Origin of the sequence: Polaribacter sp. KT25b, from assembly GCF_900105145.1 — a bacterium.
Classification (GTDB): Bacteria; Bacteroidota; Bacteroidia; order Flavobacteriales; family Flavobacteriaceae; genus Polaribacter.
The window spans coordinates 306,783-331,433 of the sequence record NZ_LT629752.1; the positions used below are offsets into that span (position 1 = coordinate 306,783).

At 28.4% G+C, this 24,651-nt stretch carries 16 protein-coding genes and 1 pseudogene; 7 read left to right on the plus strand and 10 right to left on the minus strand.

Going from position 1 to position 24,651, the window contains the following annotated elements; translation table 11 throughout:
* Positions 1 to 80: 80 nt before the first annotated feature.
* Positions 81 to 836 (minus strand): ABC transporter ATP-binding protein, encoded by a 756-nt coding sequence (locus BLT70_RS01210; protein ID WP_091890429.1) that lies wholly within the window; start codon positions 834 to 836, stop codon positions 81 to 83.
* Positions 833 to 1,615 (minus strand): ABC transporter permease, encoded by a 783-nt coding sequence (locus tag BLT70_RS01215; RefSeq protein WP_091890432.1) that lies wholly within the window; start codon positions 1,613 to 1,615, stop codon positions 833 to 835. Before BLT70_RS01215 ends, BLT70_RS01210 begins: the two co-directional genes overlap by 4 nt.
* A gap of 329 nt (positions 1,616 to 1,944) precedes the next feature.
* Between BLT70_RS01215 and BLT70_RS01220 the strand changes: the two genes are divergently transcribed.
* Complete coding sequence (locus BLT70_RS01220) at positions 1,945 to 2,331, plus strand: STAS/SEC14 domain-containing protein (RefSeq protein ID WP_091890434.1); 387 nt, start codon at positions 1,945 to 1,947, stop codon at positions 2,329 to 2,331.
* Positions 2,332 to 2,376: 45 nt separating this feature from the next.
* Here BLT70_RS01220 and BLT70_RS01225 read toward each other — a convergent pair whose 3' ends face one another.
* The 3 genes from BLT70_RS01225 to BLT70_RS01235 all read right to left on the minus strand — a co-directional run bounded on the left by BLT70_RS01225 (position 2,377) and on the right by BLT70_RS01235 (position 4,367).
* On the minus strand, positions 2,377 to 3,024 hold the full coding sequence (locus BLT70_RS01225) for a hemolysin III family protein (RefSeq protein ID WP_091890437.1): 648 nt from the start codon (positions 3,022 to 3,024) through the stop codon (positions 2,377 to 2,379).
* Between the two features lie 168 nt (positions 3,025 to 3,192).
* Positions 3,193 to 3,741, minus strand: coding sequence for a hypothetical protein (locus tag BLT70_RS01230; protein ID WP_091890440.1), 549 nt, complete (start codon positions 3,739 to 3,741; stop codon positions 3,193 to 3,195).
* 77 nt (positions 3,742 to 3,818) lie between these two features.
* Entirely contained in the window at positions 3,819 to 4,367 is a 549-nt protein-coding gene (locus BLT70_RS01235) for a cysteine dioxygenase family protein (protein WP_091890443.1), read from the minus strand.
* 1,147 nt (positions 4,368 to 5,514) lie between these two features.
* Between BLT70_RS01235 and BLT70_RS01240 the strand changes: the two genes are divergently transcribed.
* From BLT70_RS01240 to BLT70_RS01250, 3 genes are all read left to right on the plus strand, one after another.
* Positions 5,515 to 5,775 carry a heavy-metal-associated domain-containing protein gene (locus BLT70_RS01240; RefSeq protein ID WP_091890444.1) on the plus strand — a complete coding sequence of 87 codons (261 nt, stop codon included), beginning with the start codon at positions 5,515 to 5,517 and terminating at the stop codon, positions 5,773 to 5,775.
* A gap of 75 nt (positions 5,776 to 5,850) precedes the next feature.
* Complete coding sequence (locus BLT70_RS01245) at positions 5,851 to 6,258, plus strand: hypothetical protein (RefSeq protein ID WP_091890447.1); 408 nt, start codon at positions 5,851 to 5,853, stop codon at positions 6,256 to 6,258.
* Positions 6,259 to 6,286: 28 nt separating this feature from the next.
* Positions 6,287 to 6,655 carry a hypothetical protein gene (locus tag BLT70_RS01250; RefSeq protein WP_157691815.1) on the plus strand — a complete coding sequence of 123 codons (369 nt, stop codon included), beginning with the start codon at positions 6,287 to 6,289 and terminating at the stop codon, positions 6,653 to 6,655.
* 152 nt (positions 6,656 to 6,807) lie between these two features.
* On the opposite strand, the gene BLT70_RS01255 is transcribed toward BLT70_RS01250, so the two are convergent.
* The gene (locus tag BLT70_RS01255) at positions 6,808 to 9,651 is read right to left on the minus strand and encodes a T9SS type A sorting domain-containing protein (RefSeq protein WP_091890453.1); all 2,844 of its coding nucleotides are present in this window, start codon (positions 9,649 to 9,651) and stop codon (positions 6,808 to 6,810) included.
* A gap of 261 nt (positions 9,652 to 9,912) precedes the next feature.
* Between BLT70_RS01255 and BLT70_RS01260 the strand changes: the two genes are divergently transcribed.
* Together BLT70_RS01260 and BLT70_RS01265 are read left to right on the plus strand one after the other, a co-directional pair.
* Positions 9,913 to 11,577, plus strand: coding sequence for a glycosyl hydrolase 53 family protein (locus tag BLT70_RS01260; protein WP_172824369.1), 1,665 nt, complete (start codon positions 9,913 to 9,915; stop codon positions 11,575 to 11,577).
* A 136-nt stretch (positions 11,578 to 11,713) separates the two neighbouring features.
* A complete protein-coding gene (locus BLT70_RS01265; protein WP_091890459.1) occupies positions 11,714 to 12,388 on the plus strand; it encodes a porin family protein in 675 nt (224 codons plus the stop codon).
* Here BLT70_RS01265 and BLT70_RS01270 read toward each other — a convergent pair.
* From BLT70_RS01270 to BLT70_RS01285, 4 genes and pseudogenes are all read right to left on the minus strand, one after another.
* Positions 12,383 to 12,982, minus strand: a complete 600-nt coding sequence (locus tag BLT70_RS01270) for a hypothetical protein (protein WP_231962779.1) — start codon at positions 12,980 to 12,982, stop codon at positions 12,383 to 12,385. The two genes, BLT70_RS01265 and BLT70_RS01270, sit on opposite strands and share 6 nt — an antisense overlap.
* Positions 12,982 to 14,448, minus strand: coding sequence for an RNA polymerase factor sigma-54 (gene rpoN, locus BLT70_RS01275; protein WP_091890462.1), 1,467 nt, complete (start codon positions 14,446 to 14,448; stop codon positions 12,982 to 12,984). The genes BLT70_RS01270 and rpoN overlap by 1 nt, the downstream gene beginning before the upstream one ends.
* Positions 14,449 to 15,882: an asparagine--tRNA ligase gene (asnS, locus tag BLT70_RS01280; protein ID WP_091890465.1), complete on the minus strand. Its 1,434-nt coding sequence runs from the start codon at positions 15,880 to 15,882 to the stop codon at positions 14,449 to 14,451.
* 154 nt (positions 15,883 to 16,036) lie between these two features.
* Positions 16,037 to 16,658 (minus strand): annotated as a pseudogene (locus BLT70_RS01285) (transposase).
* A gap of 208 nt (positions 16,659 to 16,866) precedes the next feature.
* Here BLT70_RS01285 and BLT70_RS01290 point away from each other — a divergent pair.
* Positions 16,867 to 24,615 (plus strand): leucine-rich repeat domain-containing protein, encoded by a 7,749-nt coding sequence (locus BLT70_RS01290; RefSeq protein ID WP_091890467.1) that lies wholly within the window; start codon positions 16,867 to 16,869, stop codon positions 24,613 to 24,615.
* Positions 24,616 to 24,651 lie beyond the last annotated feature (36 nt).

Here is a 24,651-nt window from a genome sequence, read left to right on the forward strand (position 1 = left end):
ATAAAATTTTTAAATAATAAGATTAATTAAAGTACTCATTCCATTTGGTTTATAAAGCGGTAAATAGCGTGTCATCGTATTTAATTTTTAAAAAAGGCTTTAATTTTTATGTCTTCGGATGTAGAAAGTTCTTTAAAAGTACCTTCTGCATAATTAATTCCGTCTACTAATAAAATCATTCGGTTGCTAATTACTCGTGCGCAATCCACATCATGCGTAATAATAAGAGATGATGTTTTATATGTTTTCTGAATAGTTCTCATTAACTGAATGATTTCTTTTGCAGTAATAGGGTCAAGACCTGTTGTAGGTTCATCATATAAAATAATTTTTGGTTTTAAGATTAAAGCTCTTGCTAATGCTACTCGACGTTGCATTCCGCCAGAAAGTTCTGCTGGCATTAAATCTATTGTATTTGCTAACCCTACATTTTGTAGTGCTTCTATTACTAATTCTTCATCTGTTTTTGTTGCATCTGTTTTGTCTCTATTTCTACGTAACGGAAATTCTAAGTTTTCCCTAACTGTCATAGAATCATACAATGCGCTGCCTTGAAATAAAAAACCAATTTCTGTTCTAAGAACATCTAATTCTTTTCTGCCTAGTTTTAGAATATCAAGATTTTTAATTGTAATACTGCCACTATCAGCCTCTAATAAACCCACCAAACATTTTATCATTACAGATTTTCCAGAACCAGATTTACCCATTACAACCAGATTTTCTCCTTCGTATAATTTTAAATTAAAACCATTTAGCACATGATTTGTACCAAAGCTTTTATGTAAATCTTTAATTTCTAAAACAGGCTGTATGTTGTCTTTTGTTTTTATCATAACTTAAAGAAAATATCTGTGATAAATACGGCAATAAAATCGATAATAAATAATAACATTGATGTGTAAACCACTGCAGCATTCGATGCTTCACCAACACCAACAGTACCTTTAGAACAATTATATCCTTTATAACAACCTACTAAACCAATAGAAAAACCGAAGAAAAAAGATTTTACGGTTGCGGGAAGAATATCACTAAACTGCAGCGCGTCAAAAACTTTATTAAAATATAAAAGATAAGAAACTTCCCCTTTTAAATTCTCTACAAGTGCAGATCCAAATAAAGCAATAGCGTCCCCCATAAGAATAAGTAACGGTAGCATTAATGTTGCTGCTAATATTCGTGTTACAACTAAGTATTTAAAAGGATTTGTTCCTGATACTTCCATCGCATCAATTTGCTCTGTAACTTTCATTGAACCAAGTTCGGCGCCAATTCCAGAGCCAATTCTACCGGCACAAATTAGTGCAAAAATTACGGGTCCTAATTCTCTTACAATTGATAAACTTACCATTGATGGCATCCAAGAAGTAGCTCCAAATTCTAAAAGTGTAGGTCTAGATTGTAGCGTAAAAACCAATCCTAAAATAAAACCTGTAACACCAATTAATAAAAACGATCGATTACCAATTTGGTAACATTGTCTTAAAAATTCTTTCCACTCAAAAGGAGATGTGAAAACTTCTCTAAAAAAACGAATGGCGAAATAAATTATATCGCCAACTTCATTAAAAAAGAGTTTGGTACTTGCTTTTATAGAGTTCGTTTTGCTCAATTTTTATCAATTATTTAAAGCTAATTTAGAGTAATTTTAGCTATAGATAAATGACTTTGATCAGTTTACATAGTTGTAAATATTGTGTGTTAATCTTGTTTTAAGAGGGTTTTGACTACTAATCTTATTGTACGCTTCTAGAGAATTTATACATTATTTTTTATCTAAATGACACAAGTCATATCGATTAAAGATGAAATAATCAACCTTTGTAAAATCTCAATTCTTAACATCAATTATTCTTGTTAATGAGGCTAAATTTATAAGAATTAGATTGTTGTTTAAAAAGCATATTCAAACAATTACACTTCATTTAAAATCTAATAATTATGATAGAACAAATAAAAATTTTCGACTCAAATGTAATCGCTATTGAGGTAATTGATGGTTTTACCAAAATAGATGAAAAAGTTTGCGAGAGAATATTCCAGAGAAAAATAAGTAAGGGTTTTAAGTCTATTAATATCCTTGTAAGGGTTGATAAGGTTAAAATTTCTAAGTGTAAGGTAAAAGTCTTTTTTGAAGATATTATATGGTTATCTAGAAATTATAATAAAATGGGGCGTTTTGCAATTGTAGCTCATTCTGATTTGTTAAAAGCTTTAGTATCTATAGATAATTTGTTTTTTGCCAAAACAAGCAAAGGAAGAGAAGAACGATATTTTGATGTTTCTCAAATAGAAGAAGCCTTTACATTTGTTATTGCTAAAGAATAATGAATTTACATAGAAAACGAAAAAAAGGGATAAATAACTTTATAATTAATTTGATTCAACTGCTAATAAAATAGCTATATAATGACAAACAGCTGCTGCAAGTACAAAAAAATGCCAGACAGCGTGATTATAAGGGTATTTTCTCCATAAGTAAAAAATAACGCCTATAAGGTAAAGTCCGCATCCAATTAGAAGCATTGTTAGGATGTTAGAAGGAATACTTTCAAAAAATGTTCGCCCACCAACAATCATAATACAGCCCATTACTATATAAATTATTGTTGATAAAATATTCCATTTTCCTGTAAAAAAAATCTTAAAAATGATTCCGAATGCAGTTAAACCCCACAAAACAGATAGTAACGTTATACCAAAAGAATTGCGCATATACATCAATAAAAAAGGAGTGTAAGTACCAGATATTAAGAAATAGATACTGATGTGATCAAGGATTTCAAGTGTGTGTTTTGCTTGGGCGTGCTGTATGCTATGATAAAGTGTAGAAAAGGTGAAAAGTTGTAGAAAACAAAATCCATAAATAGCCGCACCAATAATACCAATCGTATTATCACTTTTAATAGCAAATGCTATAAGAATAGGAATACTTACAATGCCAAAAATGATTCCGAAGCCATGTACAATGCTGTTTACGAGTTCTTGTTTAATCTGTGTATTTGAATCCTTAACTTGCATAAAAAGTGAATTAATCTACTTATTATTGTTTCAGTATTTTCTGTAAAATTACTCAAATCTATGCTTATGTTGGTTGTAAAAGTTATTTAATTTTACTTGCAATTTATGCTCTTTTTTATCCAAAAGAGTTCTTTTAATTTCTTTCGTTATTTTATTAAATGTAAACTTTTAATTATCAACTTTATTTAAATTTTTATTTCTCATAACAGGAGCATAAAGAAAAATATTTATACCAATTATGATAAAAAGTAGTCCAAAACCTTCTATGTTTATTTCTTTATTTATTTCGGGAGAGTACTCGAGTATTACAACTCCAAAACCTACTATTAATGCTAAAAGTAAACGAATAAAAATAATTTTATAACTTACTTTTCTGTCTAAATTAAAAAGCCAACTACAAAAAATAATTTCTGATAACGTATAAAAGAGAAACAGAAAAGAAGTAAAATTTATAAGTGTTTCTATATTTTTACAAAACAACAAAACAGAAGCTCCATAAACCATCATTGCTAATGCATGCATTTCATGATAAGTAAATTCAACTTGTTTTCTTTTGCGATAAAAAGCTGTTACTAACGCTAAGATAGCTCCTGTAATTAGAGATAATCCTAAGCTAAATTTTATGTTTTCGAATGTAAAATACTTAGAGAAAATAAGAAAAAAACCTCCCAGTATTGTAATTGAACCATATAAATGTGTGAAAAGATTATTTTTCATGATTAAAAGTTTAAATATTATTAAGAATGTTTATTAATTTAATTTGAACTTCTTTACTAGTTGTTTTTAATCCATTTTTAATTATTTAAATGGTTATATTCTTTAACTTGCATATCATATAATTGCTTTACAATACTTACTCTGCCAGTATTTTTATCATATTCTTTTCTTTCTAAAACAGGTTTTGAGTATAAATGCAAACACGCCGATCGATGCTCAAATGAATTTATATACCTATAAATAGTTTTTGATTTTTGCATATATGAGTAACTCAAAGAATTCATTAAAATTGAGCTTACCTGTTCTAGTCCTTTTTTTTCTTTTGATATTCTATAGCGTTCTTCTATAAATTGCCCAGATATTGGATGAATCCATGCTTCTTTAGAATCAATGTCGTGTATTGGACTTTGTTGACCTTTTTCCCAACATGATAAAACTAACTGATAACGTTTATTTTTAAAAAGGCTTACTCTTCCTGGCCTGTATTCCTTAAATTTGAAATATTTTTCCCATTCTTTAAGTGGAATACTTATTTTTTTTAGAGCGTTTAGATAGCAGCTTTCTGTATTACTAATAGCACAAGTATTTAATGCTAAAATCAGTTTTTCTATAGTTTTTATTTTCATTTTGTATTAAATTATTCTATTTTTCTAACATAAATATTTATATAAACATCAAAAATTGACATTTCAATTACTCTTGTTAAAACTTAATTGAATAGAAATTTTAGGAAAATATTGTATAAAAGACCTAATGTTTTGATACTGATATTTTAATTAGTTTTTACAAGCTAATAAGTATAAATTACTCTTAATATAATATCAAAAATACAGATATTATAAAAGTATTGAAATGACCTAAGTCAGTGTTTTTAATTATTTGAAATTCAAATAGATAAAATTTTTTAATTCTAAGTAGTGTAGTTCTTTTTAAAGTTTTATCAGTAGAATTAAAAGATGTTAATTAAGGTGTTTGTAAAGATTTTTTTCTTTTAAAAAGAGAAGAAACTGAGAGTTTTAAACTCCCAGTTTCTAATTTGTGTAAAATTTATATTTTACACAACTTCCCCTAATTAATAGCGTTTTTTTAAATCTTTATTTTATTTAAATCATTCTTCAATTTTTAATCAACAAATAAATATAAAAACAGGAAGCCTAAACTCCCTGTTTTCTATTAAGGAACTATTATTTTTCTCTTAATTCCTGTCATTAAAAAAATCTATCTCTAGAGCCTTTTAAAATTAGGTTTAAAAAGAAAAACAACAATTAACTAACATAATATCTATTCTAATTTACAGAGAAAAGATATGTTTTTTTAAGAAATCGAGATATCTAGATATCTCGATTTCCTTGAAGGTATTAAATGTAATTTAAAACTTTTGCTAATTTGGAGCATCTCTATTTGTAGAAACGTAGTACAAAAAACTTAAAATACTTTTAGATAACCTCTAAACTCAAAGGGCATTGCTTCCTAAGAATCTATGTGTTTAATTATCAAAGAACTTATTTTCTTAATTATACATCAAATGTACAATCACTTTAAAAAGTTCCAAATGATCTGGGTCAGTTTAATTTTTTTTATAAAATATGTCATCTAACTCTATTGATTTTAAAATAGTTATATTTTTTAATTAAAATATTCTTACTGACCTCGGTCATTTTATTTCTTCTAATCTTATTGCACCTTTATGACTATAAACGAGAGCAATAAATATAATTTGTTGTTTTAATATTTATGAGAAAAAAAGTTAACATAAATTAAAATATAAGATCGATGAGTTTACTACAAAAAAATATAATACCAGGAAACCACGGAAAAGTATTTACAACAAATGCAAATGCTATGCATGATTTAAATGTAATTAAAACTCAATTATTAGAGTTGAGTGGTGTTAAAGATGTATTATTCAATTTTGATGTGTTTCCTAAAGAGTTTACTGTTTACACTTCTAAGTTAGTAGCTATAGAAGAAATAGAAAAAAAAGTGATATCTACAGGTTATCATGCTGTAACAAAAGATCTTTTTAAAATTTAGATTAGTTATAAAATAATATTTACTTAAACTCTTTTAAAGGAAAATAAATTAGAAAAACATATAAAAAATAATAACATGAAAACTAAAACATTAAATCCAAAAACAGAATTATTATTAGGTGCGGGTCTAAATATTCTTCACTTTGAAAGTAGAGAATGGTTAGAAATTATTGCCTTTTGGAAAGACGAAGTTAAGTTCTTTGATATTTTATTAAAGAAAAAAGAATCTTCAGAAAAAAACAATCCCCAATATGAAAAAATGTTGAGAAGCTTAGATAAAATTCATAAAGATTTGTTTGACGATTTAGAAGGTAGTATTGTTGAACATGAAAAATTATTATCTAGAATCTTAGATGGAGAAAAAGGAATTTCTGATAATGATTATCGAGAAAAACACCGTCATATTTTTTTAAGAATGGAAACTTTTACAAGTGACTTTAAAAACTTTAAAAAGGTTGTTTTTGAATATGCCAAAGGTCTATAATAAAAAAGCACTATAAAAAACACAAATTATGGGACTAATTATTTATACTAGAAAGCGCGAAACGTCTGATATTATTCAGAATTTTATGGACTTTTATTATGGTCTACAAATGAAGTATTTGGCAAGTGATCTTTTAAATAAAGGATTGTCATTAGAGCAAATTTCAGATGCTTTAATATTGGCTGTTAAAGTTGCAAGTTCTTCAGGTATTGGTGTTCATAAGCACTTTATGCCTATTTATAGTTCTATAAATCGAGAAATTATGAAAGATTGTAAACTTTCTAATTTGGGTTATGGATTGGTATTGATGAATGCTAGCCCCAATTTACCGGTTGTAGGAGATTTTCAAGTAAATATTTTAAAAGAGTTTTATAGAGGGAGACAAAACACACTTTAAAGTTTAGGGCTAGTAATTAAAAATCCTAAATTTTAGAATGAAAAAATTATCTGAATTGATTTTTATAAATAAAAGCTCAAAACAACTAAAAATAGTATTTTGAGCTTAGTATAATATTGTAAAAGATGAATCAAAAAAAATGGTTTTTCACTTCAATTCTTCTTAATAAATTTTAAGGTTTTTAATTCTCCTGATTCATGAAAAAGTGATAACATGTATATTCCATTTATTTTTGGTAACTGATAATTATTTAATTCAAGATTAGGATTTGTAGCACTAATTATAATTTCCTTGTTATAAAATGTTTTTCCTATAACATCTCTAATAACTAGATTGCTTTTTCCTAACATATCAACAGGAAATTTTACATTTAATTTTTTATTTACAGGGTTTGGATACATTTTAATTTTTTCAGTGCCAAAAACAGAATTATTAGAACTTTTTTTTTCAGTTTTTTCTACATTAACAGATTTAGCTGAATTTGACGTAATAGGATATCCGAAAATAAATATTTCGTTAATAGCTGCAAATACATTTTGATACATAGAAAAACGTAAATATCTAGTTGAAATATCTGTTGTGTTTTTACTCCATGTATTAAAAGTATCACAAGGATCTACAAATAAAGTATTCCAATTAGATTCATCACCATATTCTACTGTAAAATTGTATGTATCGTTCATGTCGTGTAAATTTATTTCTGATATATGATATTCTGTTCCTAAATCTATAACTGCATGATATGAAGTTTCATTCATTGCATAATCTGGTTTCCAAGAATTACTTGTTGCAGTTACGCCAGATTGAAAATCTAAATTTTGTTCATCAAATAAAAATAATGGTGAGTTTACACTTCCGCCTTCTACAAGATCTGTTACCATATTTGATGTTACAATTATCTGCTCGTCATCAATAGTTTCTTCTTCTTTTTCTGTTTCAATTTCTTCGTCAATAGGATATCCGTAAATAATTATTTCATTTACAGCTGCATAAGGACTATCTGTAATTACTAATCTCAAATAACGGGTAGAAATATCAGTTATATGTTTATTCCAAAATTGAAATTTATCCAAAGGATCAGTAAACAAATTAGTCCAGTTAGTTAAATCGCCATATTCAACTGTAAAATTGTGCGTATCATGCATATCATGAAGATTTATTTCTGATATATGATATTCTTGTCCTAAATCAATTACAACATAATATGGAGCATTCGCATTTGTGTAATAAGGTTTCCAAGAGTTGCTAATTGCATGTTCACCAGCCTTAAAATCTATTGCTTGTTCATCAAACAAAAACAAGGGCGAATTTACACTTCCTCCTTCTACAAGATCTGTTACCATATTTGGTGTAATTACTATTTGTTCTGGTTCTGGTTCAACTGGAAAGCCGTAAATAATTATTTCATTAACAGCTGCGTAAATACTTGTGTACATAGAAATTCTTAAGAATCGGGTTGTAACATCAGTTTCATTTTTACTCCAAATATTAAAAGTATTACAAGGATCTATAAAAAGTGTATTCCAATTAGATTCATCACCATATTCTACAGTAAAATCTTGAGAATTATGCATATCATGCAAATTTATTTCTGATATATGATACTCTTTTCCTAAATCTATAATTGCATGATATGAAGTTTCTTTCATTACATAATCTGGCTTCCATGAATTGCTTGTAGCATGTTCATCAGATTCTATATTTAAATTTTGTTCATCAAATAAAAACAATGGCGAATTTACACTGCTGCCTTGAACTAAATCTGTAATCATTTCTGGGCTAATAACAATTTGTTCTGGTTCTGGTTCAAAATATTCTGGACCTCCTGGCGCACCCATGTTTTGATATTCTATTGGATTTGTGCTTTTTAGAGAATAATCATTACTAGAAGGATCTGTAAATTCTATTTCAGGAATACTTGTTAAAGTGTTATTTTGTTCCGTAAAATTATTTATGTTACCAGATTGATTTAGAAAAAATATAGTATCTGTTTCATACTTATTATCTTGAACAGTTAAATAATTAAGTTCGTTGTAATTTTTTATTATTTGATTTCCTCTAACTTCTCTAAAATAATTTTGTTTGATGTTTATTGGTGTTAAACTATCCGTAAAAATGCGGTTATCTACAAACATTCCCATATTTGATGATATATAATTATTGGTAAATGAAGAATTTCCTTTACCATAAATAGCAATACCTGTAGTTGGGGCTTCAATTAGAATATTGTTATAAACATTAGCTACGCTGTTATCGCCAATTTGTAGTAAACTGGTTTGGTAAATCATGTTCTCTAAACCAGCGTTTAAGAGTGTGTTATTGTAAATCTCTACATCTTCAACCATGTTAGCAATTTGTATAGATTCTCTTAATGTGTTTCTTACAATATTATTGTAAATTTTAACATGTTTAAACTCCATTCCGGGTGATTTAGTTTCACCTAAATACATCCCTTCGGATACATTTTCAATAAAACAATCATGGATTATTAAATTTTCAAAAAGAGGATGAGGAGAAGGAGGATTACCATCATAATTTTTTTTAGCCATAATACCAAAAAAACCGTCGTGACTTATTTTTATAAATTCGGCTTCACAATCAGAACTTAAATCAGAAAAAGCCAATCCACAATTATCAGCAGATAATTGAAATCCGTATTTATAATTTGGATGTCCTGCTCCGCTAATTTTAATGTATTTACAATTTTCAAAAGTAATTGCTCCCCAACTGTAACTATTAGGACTTTCAATTTTAACTTGACCTCCTTTATTAATAATTACAAGCGGATTATTAATATCTCCATTTGTAAATTGAAATCGTAAAGGATTCGTTCTAGTAGAAGAAATAAAGATAGTATCTCCTCCAATAGTTGCTTTTCCTAATGTTTCTTCATTTACATGATAAGGAAAACTGTTGTCAATTATAAAGTTTTGATTTTGAGAATATGATTGTATACAAATAAATAAGGTCAGAAAAAAAAAGTAAATCTTTTTCATGGGGGATAGATTTAAATTAGTGAACTAATATACTAATTTATTTTACTTAACAGTTTAAATTAGAATAAAAACTATAAAATTATTGAAAATCAGCCTTTTTAATATTAAAAATTCATTTTTGTTGTAATTTTGTAAAGAGAATAAAAATGTTTCTTCTGTTTTTTATATTTAGTGTTATAGAAAAGTAATTAAGGTTAAAAGGATTAGAATATCATTTTATAATCTAAGTATTTGAGCATTAAAATGATTAAAAATAATAAAATGAAAAATTTAAAAATATTTTTTCTTGTTATATTAATCTTTCCAACTTTTGTTTTTTCTCAAGCAATAGAAATAGTTTCATTCAGTGAAAATCCGTTAGAAGTAAATCCTTTAATAGGAAACAATTTAACAATCAATTATAAATATTCTAGTGAACCTAATTCTGTAGGAAATCATATTTATATTGGTTTAGAGATTTTAGATAGTACGAACGAATTTTATGCTTCGGTTTCTGGTATAACTTTAGAAAATCAATCTTCAGGAGAAAATATAAAAGGAAATGTGCAGTTTTTTATTGGTAGTAATAATCAATTATCGGCAAATTTACCATCTGGATATTATTATCAAGTAAAAGCAGTTTTATATAAAAGTGGAGGTTGGATAGAAAATGCTTGGGCGGGTTATTGGAATACACCAACGTTGGTTTTTCAAGATACGAGTAATTTTAATTTTAGTACAAATAAAATCTCCAAAGGAGCAGATATAAGTTGGATGACCGAAATGGAATCCGAAGGATATTTTTGGAAAGATAATAATGGAAATACAAAAGAATTATTACCGTTATTAAAAGAATATCAGTTAGATGCTGTACGACTGAGAGTTTGGGTAAATCCAGAAAATTCTGGTGCAAATGGTTGGTGTAATATTGATGATTTAGTAAAAAAAGCAGAATTGGCAAATGCACTAAATATGGATATTATGATTTGTATTCATTACAGCGATTGGTGGGCAGATCCTGGTAAGCAAAATAAACCTGCTGCTTGGTCTGGATTATCGGTTCTAGAATTAGAAACAGCAGTTTCTAATCATACAACAGAAATTTTATCAGCATTAAAAGTAAAAAATATTACACCAAAATGGGTGCAAATTGGCAATGAAACTAGTAATGGAATGCTTTGGGATGATGGTAAGGCATCCGAAGGTGGTTTTGCAAATTATGCCAAATTTGTAAATGCAGGTTCAAATGCAGTAAAGACATTTAATAATACCATTAAAACTATTCTTCATTTATCAGAAGGAAATGATAATGGTTTATTTCGATGGAATATAGATGGTTTGCTTAACCATGGTTTAAACGCTAATAAAATTGATATTATTGGAATGTCTTTATATCCTGATGCAGATAATTGGAAAGAAATGACTGATAATGCGTATGCAAATATGCTAGATCTAAAATCTAGATATGGTAAAGAGGTAATCGTATCAGAAGTTGGTTTTAACTCAAATCAACCAAGTATTTCTTATCAATTTTTAGTGTATATTATAGAAAAAACAAGGCAAGCAGAAGGTTTGGGTGTTTTTTATTGGGAGCCAATTGCGCATGGCGATTTTACTTCTTATTCTAAAGGAGCTTGGGACGAAGATGGAAGTCCTTCTGTAGCAATGGATGCTTTTATGGATAAAACTACACTAAATGTTAAAGATTTTGAGAATGAAAATAACCAATTATTTAAAGTATATCCAAATCCGACTACAAACAATATTACTGTTAAAGGATTAAAAAATAAAATAACCTCTATAAAAATATACGATATTAAAGGTAAGAAAATAAGAAGTATTAAAACCGATAGTATTACAAAAACTATTGATATTTCTAATTTAAAAACAGGAATTTATCTTTTAAAAATAAATAATATGCATTCAGTTAAGTTTTTTAAAGATTAGAAACATAATTGATTTTAAATTAATAAAAACAACTTTAATTATGGTTTAAAGATTTATCTAAATACTTTTTCAATTTAGAGACAACTATTGATATTTAATTTTGAAATATTGTATATTTATATTTCGTTAATTAATTATGGATAAATTATTTTTTTCTTTCTTTTTACTGATTTTTACAGCTAATATTTACTCGCAAAAAGATTCTTTACAATTGGGAGATCGCTATGCAGATGATCAAATTTATGCAGCAATTACGTATGCACAATTTGATAGTCAACCATCTGGAGTTACTAAAAGTAGTTTTTCGTATGCAGTATCTACTGGGTTTTTAAAAGATATTATTCTTAATAAAAAAGGCAGTTTTTCTTTTGCGCTTGGTGTTGGTTATGGTTTTGATTTTTTTAACCATGATTTAAAAGTGTCAGAAATAAATAATAGCACGTTTTTTGATACATCAGAAAATATTAGCTCTAATGTATTTAAAGCCCATAATTTAGAGTTTCCTTTAGAAATTAGATGGAGAACTTCAACTGCTAAAAGATATGAATTTTGGCGAATTTATACTGGTGTAAAATTTTTATATAATATATCTAATACTTTTCAGTTTACAGAAAACGAAACAGCTTATAAGTATAAAGATGTTTCTGCTTATAGAAAATTACAATACGGATTAACATTTTCTGCAGGTTATACAGAATTTAATGCATATCTTTTTTATAGTTTAACTCCAGTTTTTGAAAAAGGAACAATTAATGGAGAAAATATTGATACTCGAGTCTTAAAATTTGGATTAATCTTTTATCTTCTATAATATATAATACATACTTAGTGGAGATAAAAATCCTATAAAAAAACCAATATAAACTTCTTTAGATGTATGTGCATTTAACTTTAGTCTAGCACTTGCCAATAAACCTGCAATTAAAAATAGTGCAATGATTATTATTATAAAAGATTGAGAGTAAATAGTACCTAAAACTATAAAAAAGCCTATTGCGATTCCTATTGATAATAAGTGAATACTAGCTCTTATTTGGAAGTAAAAAAGTATATAAATAATAAATAATCCTAAAGAAGTGGCATAAAAAAGCAAGCCTAAATCTCTTAGGTTTATAACGCTGTCTAGAGTGTTTCCTAAAACGTAAAATAAAGTTATCATTAATGCAAGAGGTAGTTTTCGCTCTTTTATACTTTCTGTTTGATATGTTTCTATAATTCTTAACCTTTTAAAAATAACTAATATCAACAACGGAATTAAGTATGTTACAACAAAAATAAGGCTTAGAATATTGATTCGTTGTTTGCTTTCAAAATTATTAGGAATCAATAAAAAATAAAGCATTACACCAATTGTTGGTACAACTATTGGATGTAAAATTACAGATATGAATTTATAAAAACGCACTATATTTCTTTACGTAAACGAGCTACAGGTAAATCTAATTGTTCACGATACTTGGCAATAGTTCTTCGTGCAATAGGATAACCTTTTTCTTTTAAAATTGCAGCTAATTTTTCATCAGTTAAAGGTTTTCTTTTGTTTTCTTCAGCAATAACTGTCTCTAATATTTTTTTAATTTCTTTGGTAGAAACATCTTCTCCTTGGTCATTTTTCATAGATTCAGAAAAGAAGTCTTTTATTAATTTTGTACCATAAGGAGTTGAAACATATTTGCTGTTTGCAACTCTAGAAACCGTAGAAACATCCATTTTAATTTGATCTGCAATATCTTTTAAAATCATAGGTTTTAACTTGCGCTCATCACCCGTTAAAAAATATTCGTATTGATAATGCATTATCGAATTCATTGTAACCATAAGTGTTTGCTGACGTTGTTTTATAGCGTCAATAAACCATTTTGCAGAATCTAATTTTTGTTTGATAAAAAATACAGCATCTTTTTGAGATTTACTTTTTACAGTAGATTCTTGATAGCCTTTTAGCATATTATTATATTCTTTAGAAATATGCATTTCTGGTGCATTTCTAGAGTTTAAAGTTAAATCTAATTCACCATCTAAAATTTTAATCGAAAAATCTGGTACAATTTGTTCGGCAATTTTATTATTACCAGCATACGAACTGCCAGGCTTTGGGTTTAATCTTGATATTTCTGTATTTACTTCTTTTAATTCTTTTTCAGAAATGTTATATTTTTCTTGAAGTTTTTTGTAATGTTTTTTAACAAAATGGTCAAAAGAATTTTCTAAAATATCTATTGCTAAACTTCTAATTTTATTTTTTTCTTTTGCCTTTAATTGAATAATTAAACATTCTTTTAAATCTCTAGCGCCAACACCAATTGGGTCTAATTTATGAACCACTTTTGTTAAAATAGTAACCACTTTTTCTTCGGATGTAAATACATTTGCGGTAAAAGCTAAATCATCAACTAAATCAATAACTTCTCTTCTAATGTAGCCACTATCATCAATACTACCAACTAAAAATTCTGCAATTGCGCGCTCTTCATCATCAAAAATAAAAGTATTTAATTGATTTTTTAAAGATTGATGAAAGCTTGTGCCAGCTGCGTAAGGCACATTTTTTTCTTCATCATCTGCAGAATAATTGTTAGCTTGAGTTTTATAATTAGGTATTTCATCATCACTCAAATACTCATCAATATTAATATCGTCTGCTTCAATTTTTTCATTTCCAGTATCTTCATCATCGTCAAATTCATTTGATAAATCATCATCTATAGCATCTGATTCTTCTTTACCTGTATCTAATGCCGGATTTTCTTCAATTTCTTGTTTCAAACGTTCTTCAAAAGCTTGAGTAGGCAATTGAATTAACTTCATCAACTGTATTTGTTGAGGAGATAATTTTTGAAGTAATTTATATTGTAAGCTTTGTTTTAACATTTAAAATTCTGCATTTTGAGGTGTTCTAGGAAAAGGAATTACATCTCTAATATTACCCATTCCTGTTGTAAATTGTACCAAACGTTCAAAGCCTAAACCAAAACCAGAATGAACAGCTGTTCCGTATTTACGCAAATCTAAATACCACCATAATTCTTTTTCGTCGATATTCATGGCTTTCATTTTTTCAACTAAAACATCATAACGTTCTTCTCTTTGTGCTCCACCAACTATTTCTCCAATTCCTGGAAATAAAACGTCCATTGCTCTTACCGTTTTTCCGTCATCATTTAAACGCATATAAAATGCTTTAATGTTTGCAGGATAATCGAATAAAATTACTGGGCATTTAAAATGTTTTTCAACTAAAAAACGTTCATGTTCAGATTGTAAATCTGCACCCCATTCATTAATTGGGAATTGAAATTTTTTCTTTTTATTAGGTTTAGAATTTCTTAGAATATCGATTGCTTCTGTATAAGAAACACGCTTAAAATTATTGTCAACAACAAAACGTAATTTTTCTAACAAGCTCATTTCACTGCGTTGTGCTTGCGGTTTACTTTTTTCTTCTTGAGTTAAACGTTTATCTAAAAAAGCTAAATCGTCTTCACAATTTTTTAATACATCATTAATTACAGATTTAATAAAATCTTCTGCTAAATCCATATTGCCATCTAAATCCATAAAAGCAACTTCTGGTTCAATCATCCAAAATTCTGCTAAATGACGTGTTGTGTTAGAATTTTCTGCTCTAAAAGTTGGTCCAAAAGTATACGCTTTACCTAAGGCCATTGCAAAAGTTTCTGCTTCTAATTGTCCAGAAACTGTTAAATTGGTTTCTTTACCAAAAAAGTCTTTAGAATAATCAACTTTTCCGTCTTCCGTTACGGGAGCTTTATTGTCTTCAAAATTGGTAACTCTAAACATTTCTCCTGCACCTTCTGCATCAGAACCTGTAATAATTGGTGTGTTTACATAGTTAAAATCGTTTTCTTGAAAATATTTATGAACTGCAAAAGATAGTTTAGATCTCACGCGCATAACTGCACTAAAAGTGTTTGTTCTTACACGTAAATGTGCATTTTCTCTTAAGAATTCGAAACTATGTTTTTTAGGTTGAATAGGATATTCATCTGGATTTGAATCTCCTAATATTTCAATATTAGAAACTTGAATTTCAACAGATTGTCCTTTTCCTTGACTTTCTACAAGTATGCCTTTTACAGCAACAGCAGCTCCTGTTGTAATTCTTTTTAAAGTGGTTTCATCGGTGTTTTCAAAATCGATAACACATTGTATATTATTTAAAGTTGAGCCATCATTTAAAGCAATAAAACGATTACTTCTAAATGTTCTTACCCAACCTTTTAATTCTACTTCTTGTAAAACTGAATCCGATTTTAAAATTTCGGCAACGTTTTTCTTTGTCATCTCTTTTTTATGTTTGATTTACTACTTAATTAATTTACTGAAACGTAAAGATACTTTTTTGCAACAAATTGCGCAATTATCAATTGTCAATAATAGTATAAAATTATAGGGTGCTTGTAAAATGATAAAATTAAAAATTTTTAGAGGTCAGTAGTTAGTTGCATATAATTTTCTGATGCTCTACTTTATCTTTTTCAACCATTTTAGTTATTAAGTTATTGAATATTGTTGCTTTACTTTGTGATCGATTAATTCTAAAACAAAATTCATTAAAATATCTATTTAGATCAAAGTCACTTACCCAAGAATAAGTTGTTCTTATCCAAGATTTCACCTGATGAATCATTGTATGAAGTGCTTTAAAATTCATTCACATGAACAATACCGGTCATAGGACTATTTCCACTACTTTCCATAGCTTCTCTAATTTTACGCATAAATAAACGTGCAGTCTTTTCTGTTACACTAAAACGAACTGAAACATAACTAGCAGAAAGGTTTTTAGTACTTGTACTCATTTCAAAAACAATAAAGAAAGCTTTTCTAACACCAAACTTTACCTTGTGAAAAAGTGTGTTTGAGGTAGATGACTCTTGATGAGAACAAATATTACAAGTACGTGAAAAATCTTTTCTTATTTGAGCCTTTTTATGACCACATTTAACACATTGAAATCCATCTTTCCATTTAATATCAGCCAAATATTTATTGCAATCTTCATCCGTTTTAAACCGATCAGCAAACTCTAGAAGATTTTGTCCCTTAAATATATTCATAATAATATTGTATTTATTGACTTTAAAGATATGAATTTAAATACTGACCTCTAAAAATTAATTTATGTTGTTTTTAAAATACGAATACTAAAAATGAGATAGAATACTAAAAAAGTATAAAATATTACTGCATTAAATATACCTACTTTTAGGTATTTACAGGCATCTATTTGAAGTTTATATTTGAAAATCATTAAAAAATTTTATTATGAAAACAAAACTATTTCTATTTTTTACATTTTTATGCCTAGCTATAAACGCACAAGTATCACAAGCAGAAAGACAAGCATTAATTGATTTTTATAATGCTACAGATGGCGATAATTGGACCAATAATACCAATTGGGATACAGATATAAATTCTACATCGGACGTAAAGACTTGGCACGGAGTAACAGCTACATACATTGACGGTGTTTATCATGTTCGTGATTTAGTATTAACGGATAATAATTTAACAGGAACGCTACCAGATTTATCTCAGCTTACAGAATTACAGGGGGTTAGTGTAGCAACAAATAAATTAACTGGAAATATAAATATTGATTTATTTCCAAAAAAATTAAAGTCTATTAGTTTAAACGAAAATAATTTTACTGGAGATTTTAGCGATTTTAGTTCTTTTACTGCTCTTGAAAAGCTTTTTCTTATAGATACTAATTTTACAGGTGTAATAAGTGAAGAGTTTTTTCCTAATACGCTAAGTGTATTGTTTTTATCAGGGAATACAAGTTTAGAAGGAGATTTAGATTTTAGTAGCTTTAAAGATTTGTATATTTTAAAAGTTAATAATACTAAATTAAACTTTTTAAAACTACCACGCTCAGTTACAACAACAAGTAATCGATTTCATATTAAAGATACTCCAAACTTAGCTTTTGTTGAAGTTCCTTATGTCTCAGATTTTACGAATTTGGAGGATGATGATTTTGATATAGGAGTTAGAATTGTACCATACAATCAAGCTGATAAAACAGCAAAACCAAATATTTTAGAAAGAGATGCATTAAAAAAATTATACCAAAATAAATCCTATACGTATGCTAATACCCTAAAATCTGGAGTAAATGATACAGAATGGTTAGAGGTAGAAGTAATTGAAGGAGAAACAAGAGTTACAGAAATTCATACTACAGGTTTAGGTATTAACGATGTTCTACCATCAGAAATAGGGGCTCTTACAGAATTAAAATATTTACATGTTCCAAGTTCTAGTATTAACAGTATTCCTAAAGAAATTAATAATATGACTAAATTAGAAGAGTTGTATTTAAATAATAATTTTATCACTAGTCTTCCTAATGAGTTTTATAGTTTAGTAAATCTAAGAATGCTAAACATTAACAACAATCAACTAACTTCTATAGCTTCTGGTTTGGGAGACTTAATTAATTTAGAACAATTGTATTTTAGCAATACCCAAGTAGATTTAGTACCAACTACTATAGGTAATTTAAAAAAATTAGAAACGTTAGAATTTGCCAATACAAAAATATCTTTGTTACCGCCTGAAATAGGTGGTTTGGTTGAATTAACAAGATTGGTTGCTGCACCTAATAATATTGCAAGTATTCCATCTGAATTTGGGCAATTAACAAAACTGACCTATTTAGATTTTGCTAATTGTGAATTATCAAATACTCCAGCTGCTTTTGCTAATCTTACCGAATTAGAAACATTATTTTTAAATGATAACGAATTACAAGTAGTTGCTGGTTTAGGTGGATTTACAAAATTAAAATTTTTGCGGTTACATAATAATAGATTAGGTGAAGACAACTCAAATTTTAATACTGATTTACCAGAAGATATGAGTGATTTGGTTTTATTAGAAGAGTTGACTCTATACAATAACCAATTAACCAAATTACCTGTTAATATTGGTAATTTAAATAAATTAACATCACTTAAAATATATAGTAACAGACTTTCTAGTTTACCTAATAGTATTGGAAGTTTATCGAGTTTAGTAGAATTACATGTTGAAGCCAATGAGTTAACAAGTTTACCAACAACCATAGGAGGTCTAACAAGTTTAGAGAAGTTGTATATATCAAGTTCTAGTAGTAATAATAAGCTAACAAGTTTACCAGATGAGATAGGAGATTTAAGTAATTTAAAGGAGTTGTATATAGAGAATATGTACACTTATCAAACAGATGGTACTTATATTTATCATTTAGAAAGTTTGCCAACCACGATGAATAAGTTAACAAGTTTAGAAGTTTTAGAAGCATCTAATAGTGGAATAGGGGGTTTGGTAGATTTAAGGAATCTAATAAATTTGACAAGAATACAATTACACAATAATAAGATAGAAGATTTAAAGATTGATGCACCTGTATCAAACTTTAATACTTATTCAGGTGGTACCTACTCTTTTAATTTAAGTAATAATTCTTATTTAACTTGTGTAGAAGTACCAACATTAGAAGTAAGTAATTGGGAAACTAGGTATGCAAGTTATTCAAGCATTGCAGATAATGGAATAGCATTTAGTGATAGTTGTACAGGATTTAGAGTTCCACAGTCAGAAAGAGAAGCTTTGGTTGCGATTTATAAAGCAACCAATGGAGGAGAAGAAAGAGATACAACAACAGGTGTAACTTGGGTAGGAACTAATTGGAGTTCTGATGCTACAGAATTAACCAATGTTGGTTCTTGGGAAGGAGTTACTACAGAGATTATCAACGGACAAAAACACGTAACGAGATTAGAGTTAGGGAATTATAAAAATCTATCAGGATCTATCCCAAAAGAGATTAAAGATTTAACAGAGTTAACCTATTTAGATTTAAGTAACGGTTCTATAGCGTCTATGGCAACAGAGATAGGAGATTTAGGTAAATTAACTTATTTAAGTTTAGCAAGCAATAGTTTAGAGAGCTTGCCAACAGGAATAGGGAACTTTACAAGTTTGGTAGAGTTAGGGTTAAGCGGTCAACGAAAAGATGAAAATTCTTATACCTACACAAGTACCTTAACAAGTTTGCCAGATGAGATAGGGAATATAGCTAGTTTAGAAAAGTTAGATTTGAGTTCAAATGGATTAACAAGTTTACCATCAGGCATAGGTAATTTCACGAACTTAAAAGAATTAAGGTTAAATAGTCAAGCAACAAATCCTGTAAGAGGTGAATTGATTTATACCTTAACCAATTTACCAGATGAGATTGGTAGTATTACAAGTTTAGAAAAGTTGTATTTAAACAATAATGTATTAACAAGTTTACCAAGTACAATAAATGGATTAACAAGTTTAGTAGAATTACATGTTGAAGCCAATGAGTTAACAAGTTTACCAACAACCATAGGAGGTCTAACAAGTTTAGAGAAGTTGTATATATCAAGTTCTAGTAGTAATAATAAGCTAACAAGTTTACCAGATGAGATAGGAGATTTAAGTAATTTAAAGGAGTTGTATATAGAGAATATGTACACTTATCAAACAGATGGTACTTATATTTATCATTTAGAAAGTTTGCCAACCACGATGAATAAGTTAACAAGTTTAGAAGTTTTAGAAGCATCTAATAGTGGAATAGGGGGTTTGGTAGATTTAAGGAATCTAATAAATTTGACAAGAATACAATTACACAATAATAAGATAGAAGATTTAAAGATTGATGCACCTGTATCAAACTTTAATACTTATTCAGGTGGTACCTACTCTTTTAATTTAAGTAATAATTCTTATTTAACTTGTGTAGAAGTACCAACATTAGAAGTAAGTAATTGGGAAACTAGGTATGCAAGTTATTCAAGCATTGCAGATAATGGAATAGCATTTAGTGATAGTTGTACAGGATTTAGAGTTCCACAGTCAGAAAGAGAAGCTTTGGTTGCGATTTATAAAGCAACCAATGGAGGAGAAGAAAGAGATACAACAACAGGTGTAACTTGGGTAGGAACTAATTGGAGTTCTGATGCTACAGAATTAACCAATGTTGGTTCTTGGGAAGGAGTTACTACAGAGATTATCAACGGACAAAAACACGTAACGAGATTAGAGTTAGGGAATTATAAAAATCTATCAGGATCTATCCCAAAAGAGATTAAAGATTTAACAGAGTTAACCTATTTAGATTTAAGTAACGGTTCTATAGCGTCTATGGCAACAGAGATAGGAGATTTAGGTAAATTAACTTATTTAAGTTTAGCAAGCAATAGTTTAGAGAGCTTGCCAACAGGAATAGGGAACTTTACAAGTTTGGTAGAGTTAGGGTTAAGCGGTCAACGAAAAGATGAAAATTCTTATACCTACACAAGTACCTTAACAAGTTTGCCAGATGAGATAGGGAATATAGCTAGTTTAGAAAAGTTAGATTTGAGTTCAAATGGATTAACAAGTTTACCATCAGGCATAGGTAATTTCACGAACTTAAAAGAATTAAGGTTAAATAGTCAAGCAACAAATCCTGTAAGAGGTGAATTGATTTATACCTTAACCAATTTACCAGATGAGATTGGTAGTATTACAAGTTTAGAAAAGTTGTATTTAAACAATAATGTATTAACAAGTTTACCAAGTACAATAAATGGATTAACAAGTTTAGTAGAATTACATGTTGAAGCCAATGAGTTAACAAGTTTACCAACAACCATAGGAGGTCTAACAAGTTTAGAGAAGTTGTATATATCAAGTTCTAGTAGTAATAATAAGCTAACAAGTTTACCAGATGAGATAGGAGATTTAAGTAATTTAAAGGAGTTGTATATAGAGAATATGTACACTTATCAAACAGATGGTACTTATATTTATCATTTAGAAAGTTTGCCAACCACGATGAATAAGTTAACAAGTTTAGAAGTTTTAGAAGCATCTAATAGTGGAATAGGAGGTTTGGTAGATTTAAGGAATCTAATAAATTTGACAAGAATACAATTACACAATAATAAGATAGAAGATTTAAAGATTGATGCACCTGTATCAAACTTTAATACTTATTCAGGTGGTACCTACTCTTTTAATTTAAGTAATAATTCTTATTTAACTTGTGTAGAAGTACCAACATTAGAAGTAAGTAATTGGGAAACTAGGTATGCAAGTTATTCAAGCATTGCAGATAATGGAATAGCATTTAGTGATAGTTGTACAGGATTTAGAGTTCCACAGTCAGAAAGAGAAGCTTTGGTTGCGATTTATAAAGCAACCAATGGAGGAGAAGAAAGAGATGCAACAACAGGTGTAACTTGGGTAGGAACTAATTGGAGTTCTGATGCTACAGAATTAACCAATGTTGGTTCTTGGGAAGGAGTTACTACAGAGATTATCAACGGACAAAAACACGTAACGAGATTAGAGTTAGGTAATTATAAAAATCTATCAGGATCTATCCCAAAAGAGATTAAAGATTTAACAGAGTTAACCTATTTAGATTTAAGTAACGGTTCTATAGCGTCTATAGCAACAGAGATAGGAGATTTAGGTAAATTAACTTATTTAAGTTTAGCAAGCAATAGTTTAGAGAGCTTGCCAACAGGAATAGGGAACTTTACAAGTTTGGTAGAGTTAGGGTTAAGCGGTCAACGAAAAGATGAAAATTCTTATACCTACACAAGTACCTTAACAAGTTTGCCAGATGAGATAGGAAATATAGCTAGTTTAGAAAAGTTAGATTTGAGTTCAAATGGATTAACAAGTTTACCATCAGGCATAGGTAATTTCACGAACTTAAAAGAATTAAGGTTAAATAGTCAAGCAACAAATCCTGTAAGAGGTGAATTGATTTATACCTTAACCAATTTACCAGATGAGATTGGAAATATAGCTACTTTAGAAAAGTTAGATTTAGAATACAATATATTAGAAAGTTTACCAAGTTCTATTACCAATTTAATTGTTCTTAAGAATTTAGATATAAGGCATAATAGAATCTCAGGAGCGCTAGATTTATCAAAATCAGAATCTTTAAATACTTTAGAAGCAGATTATAATAATATTCTGTCTTTAAAAATTGCTGTGTCTCCAACTATTTTTGGAACTAATGAAAAAAATCCTTCGTCAAACAGATTGGGTCTTAAAAGAAATGCATTAGGCTGTATAGAGGTGCCAAGTGATGAGTTAGTTGCATGGCAACTCTCATTTTATAATGAAGAAGGAGATGTAATAGATAATGGAGTTGTGTATTCAGATAATTGTGCTGTCGTTACAAATAATTCCATTCCAGATATAGAAAGAGAAGCACTAATTGCAGTTTATAACAGTACTAATGGTGGAAGTTGGAAAAACGATTTATCAAACGCATACAATGGAGTAACTTGGGTAAATGATGCCAAAGATAATAGAAACGTAGGTGCTTGGTTTGGGGTAACTACAGCAATTGTAAACGGACAAAAACATGTTACAAAAGTAGAATTAAATAGTAATCAATTAGATGGTACAATCCCTTCAGTTATTAAAAACTTAACGAAATTAAAAACGTTAAAATTTGATTATAATGCAGTTTCAGAAATTGCACCAGAAATTGGAGAATTATCTAATTTAGAACAGTTAACGTTTAATCATCAATATAGCTATGAGAAATCAGAATATGTTTTAAAAATGATACCAGTAGAAATTAATAACATTCTTTCGTTAAAAAATTTGTCTCTTACCGGTATCCAATTAGAAGGGAATTTAGATTTTTCTAGTTTGGTGAACCTAGAGTCTTTAAGTGTTAATTCAAACCAAATAACAGGTTTAAAAATAGGTGTACCTCCAAGTGTTTTTGATAATACATATGTTTCTGAAAGTGAATACCGAAAATCTTTTGCATTTTCAAGTAACACGTATTTAAACTGTATAGCAGTGCCACAAAACACAATTGCAGATTGGGAGTCATCTTCTTTTGCAACTTCAAATCCAAATATTGTTTGGGGTCAAGATTGTAGTGCTTACAACAATGTGCCAGAAGATGAAATGCAAGCTTTGGTAGATATGTATAATAATTTAGATGGAGCTAATTGGACTAACAGTGAAAACTGGACAGGAAATTTTGCAAAGGCATTAATAAGTAATCCGTACAATGCTACTAAATGGAACGGGATAACTACAAAAATTGTAGACGGAGGAAAGCATATAACCGATGTTAGCTTGTCATCAAATAAGCTAAAAGGAGAAATACCAGAAAGTTTTAGTAATTTATCTAAATTAACAAACGTACAGTTAAGTTCTAATGATATTTCTGGAGCTTTACCAAGCTCTATTGGTAACCTAACATCTTTAGAAACTTTGTATTTAAACAGTAATAAAATTGAAAGTTTACCAGCAGAAATGACTAGAATGTTAAAGTTAAAAACCATTTATTTACAAAATAATGAAATTATGGGTAAAGTTCCTGATTTTACGGAAGCTTCAACTTTAGAAAGATTATACATCAGTTCTAATAAATTTCAGTTTGGTGATTTTGAAGATGAATTTATAACTTATCAAAATTTAAAGACGTTTTCTTATACTTCTCAAGAAAAAGTAGGTGAAGAAGAAAATATAGATTTTGGAGATGGTTTTGATAAAACATTAGAAGCTGTTGTTAGTGGGACTAACAATACGTATCAATGGTATAAAAATTATAACCCTATTACAGATGCAACTAATAGTACTTTTGAAATTGCAAATGCTACACAACAAGATGCAGGGTTTTATTATTGTAGAGTTACCAATAGCATTGTAACAGGGTTAACCATAGAAACAGAAAGGGTAACCTTAACTTTTGATACTGCTTTAAGCACTAAAGATGAAGTATTTTCGAATGTTATTAAACTATATCCAAACCCAGTTACGAATGTCCTACAAATACAAAACGATTCAGATATCATTATTAACAAAATAGAAATTTATAACTTGTTAGGGAAAAAAATAGCAACTCATAAAAACCCAGGAAACTCGGTAGATGTTATACAATTAGCTAAAGGTATTTATATTGTAAATGTATTTAGTGACGATGCAAAAATGACAAAAAGAATAGTGAAAGAGTAGAAGTAGTTTGAATTAAAGAGAAAAATCGGATGTTGT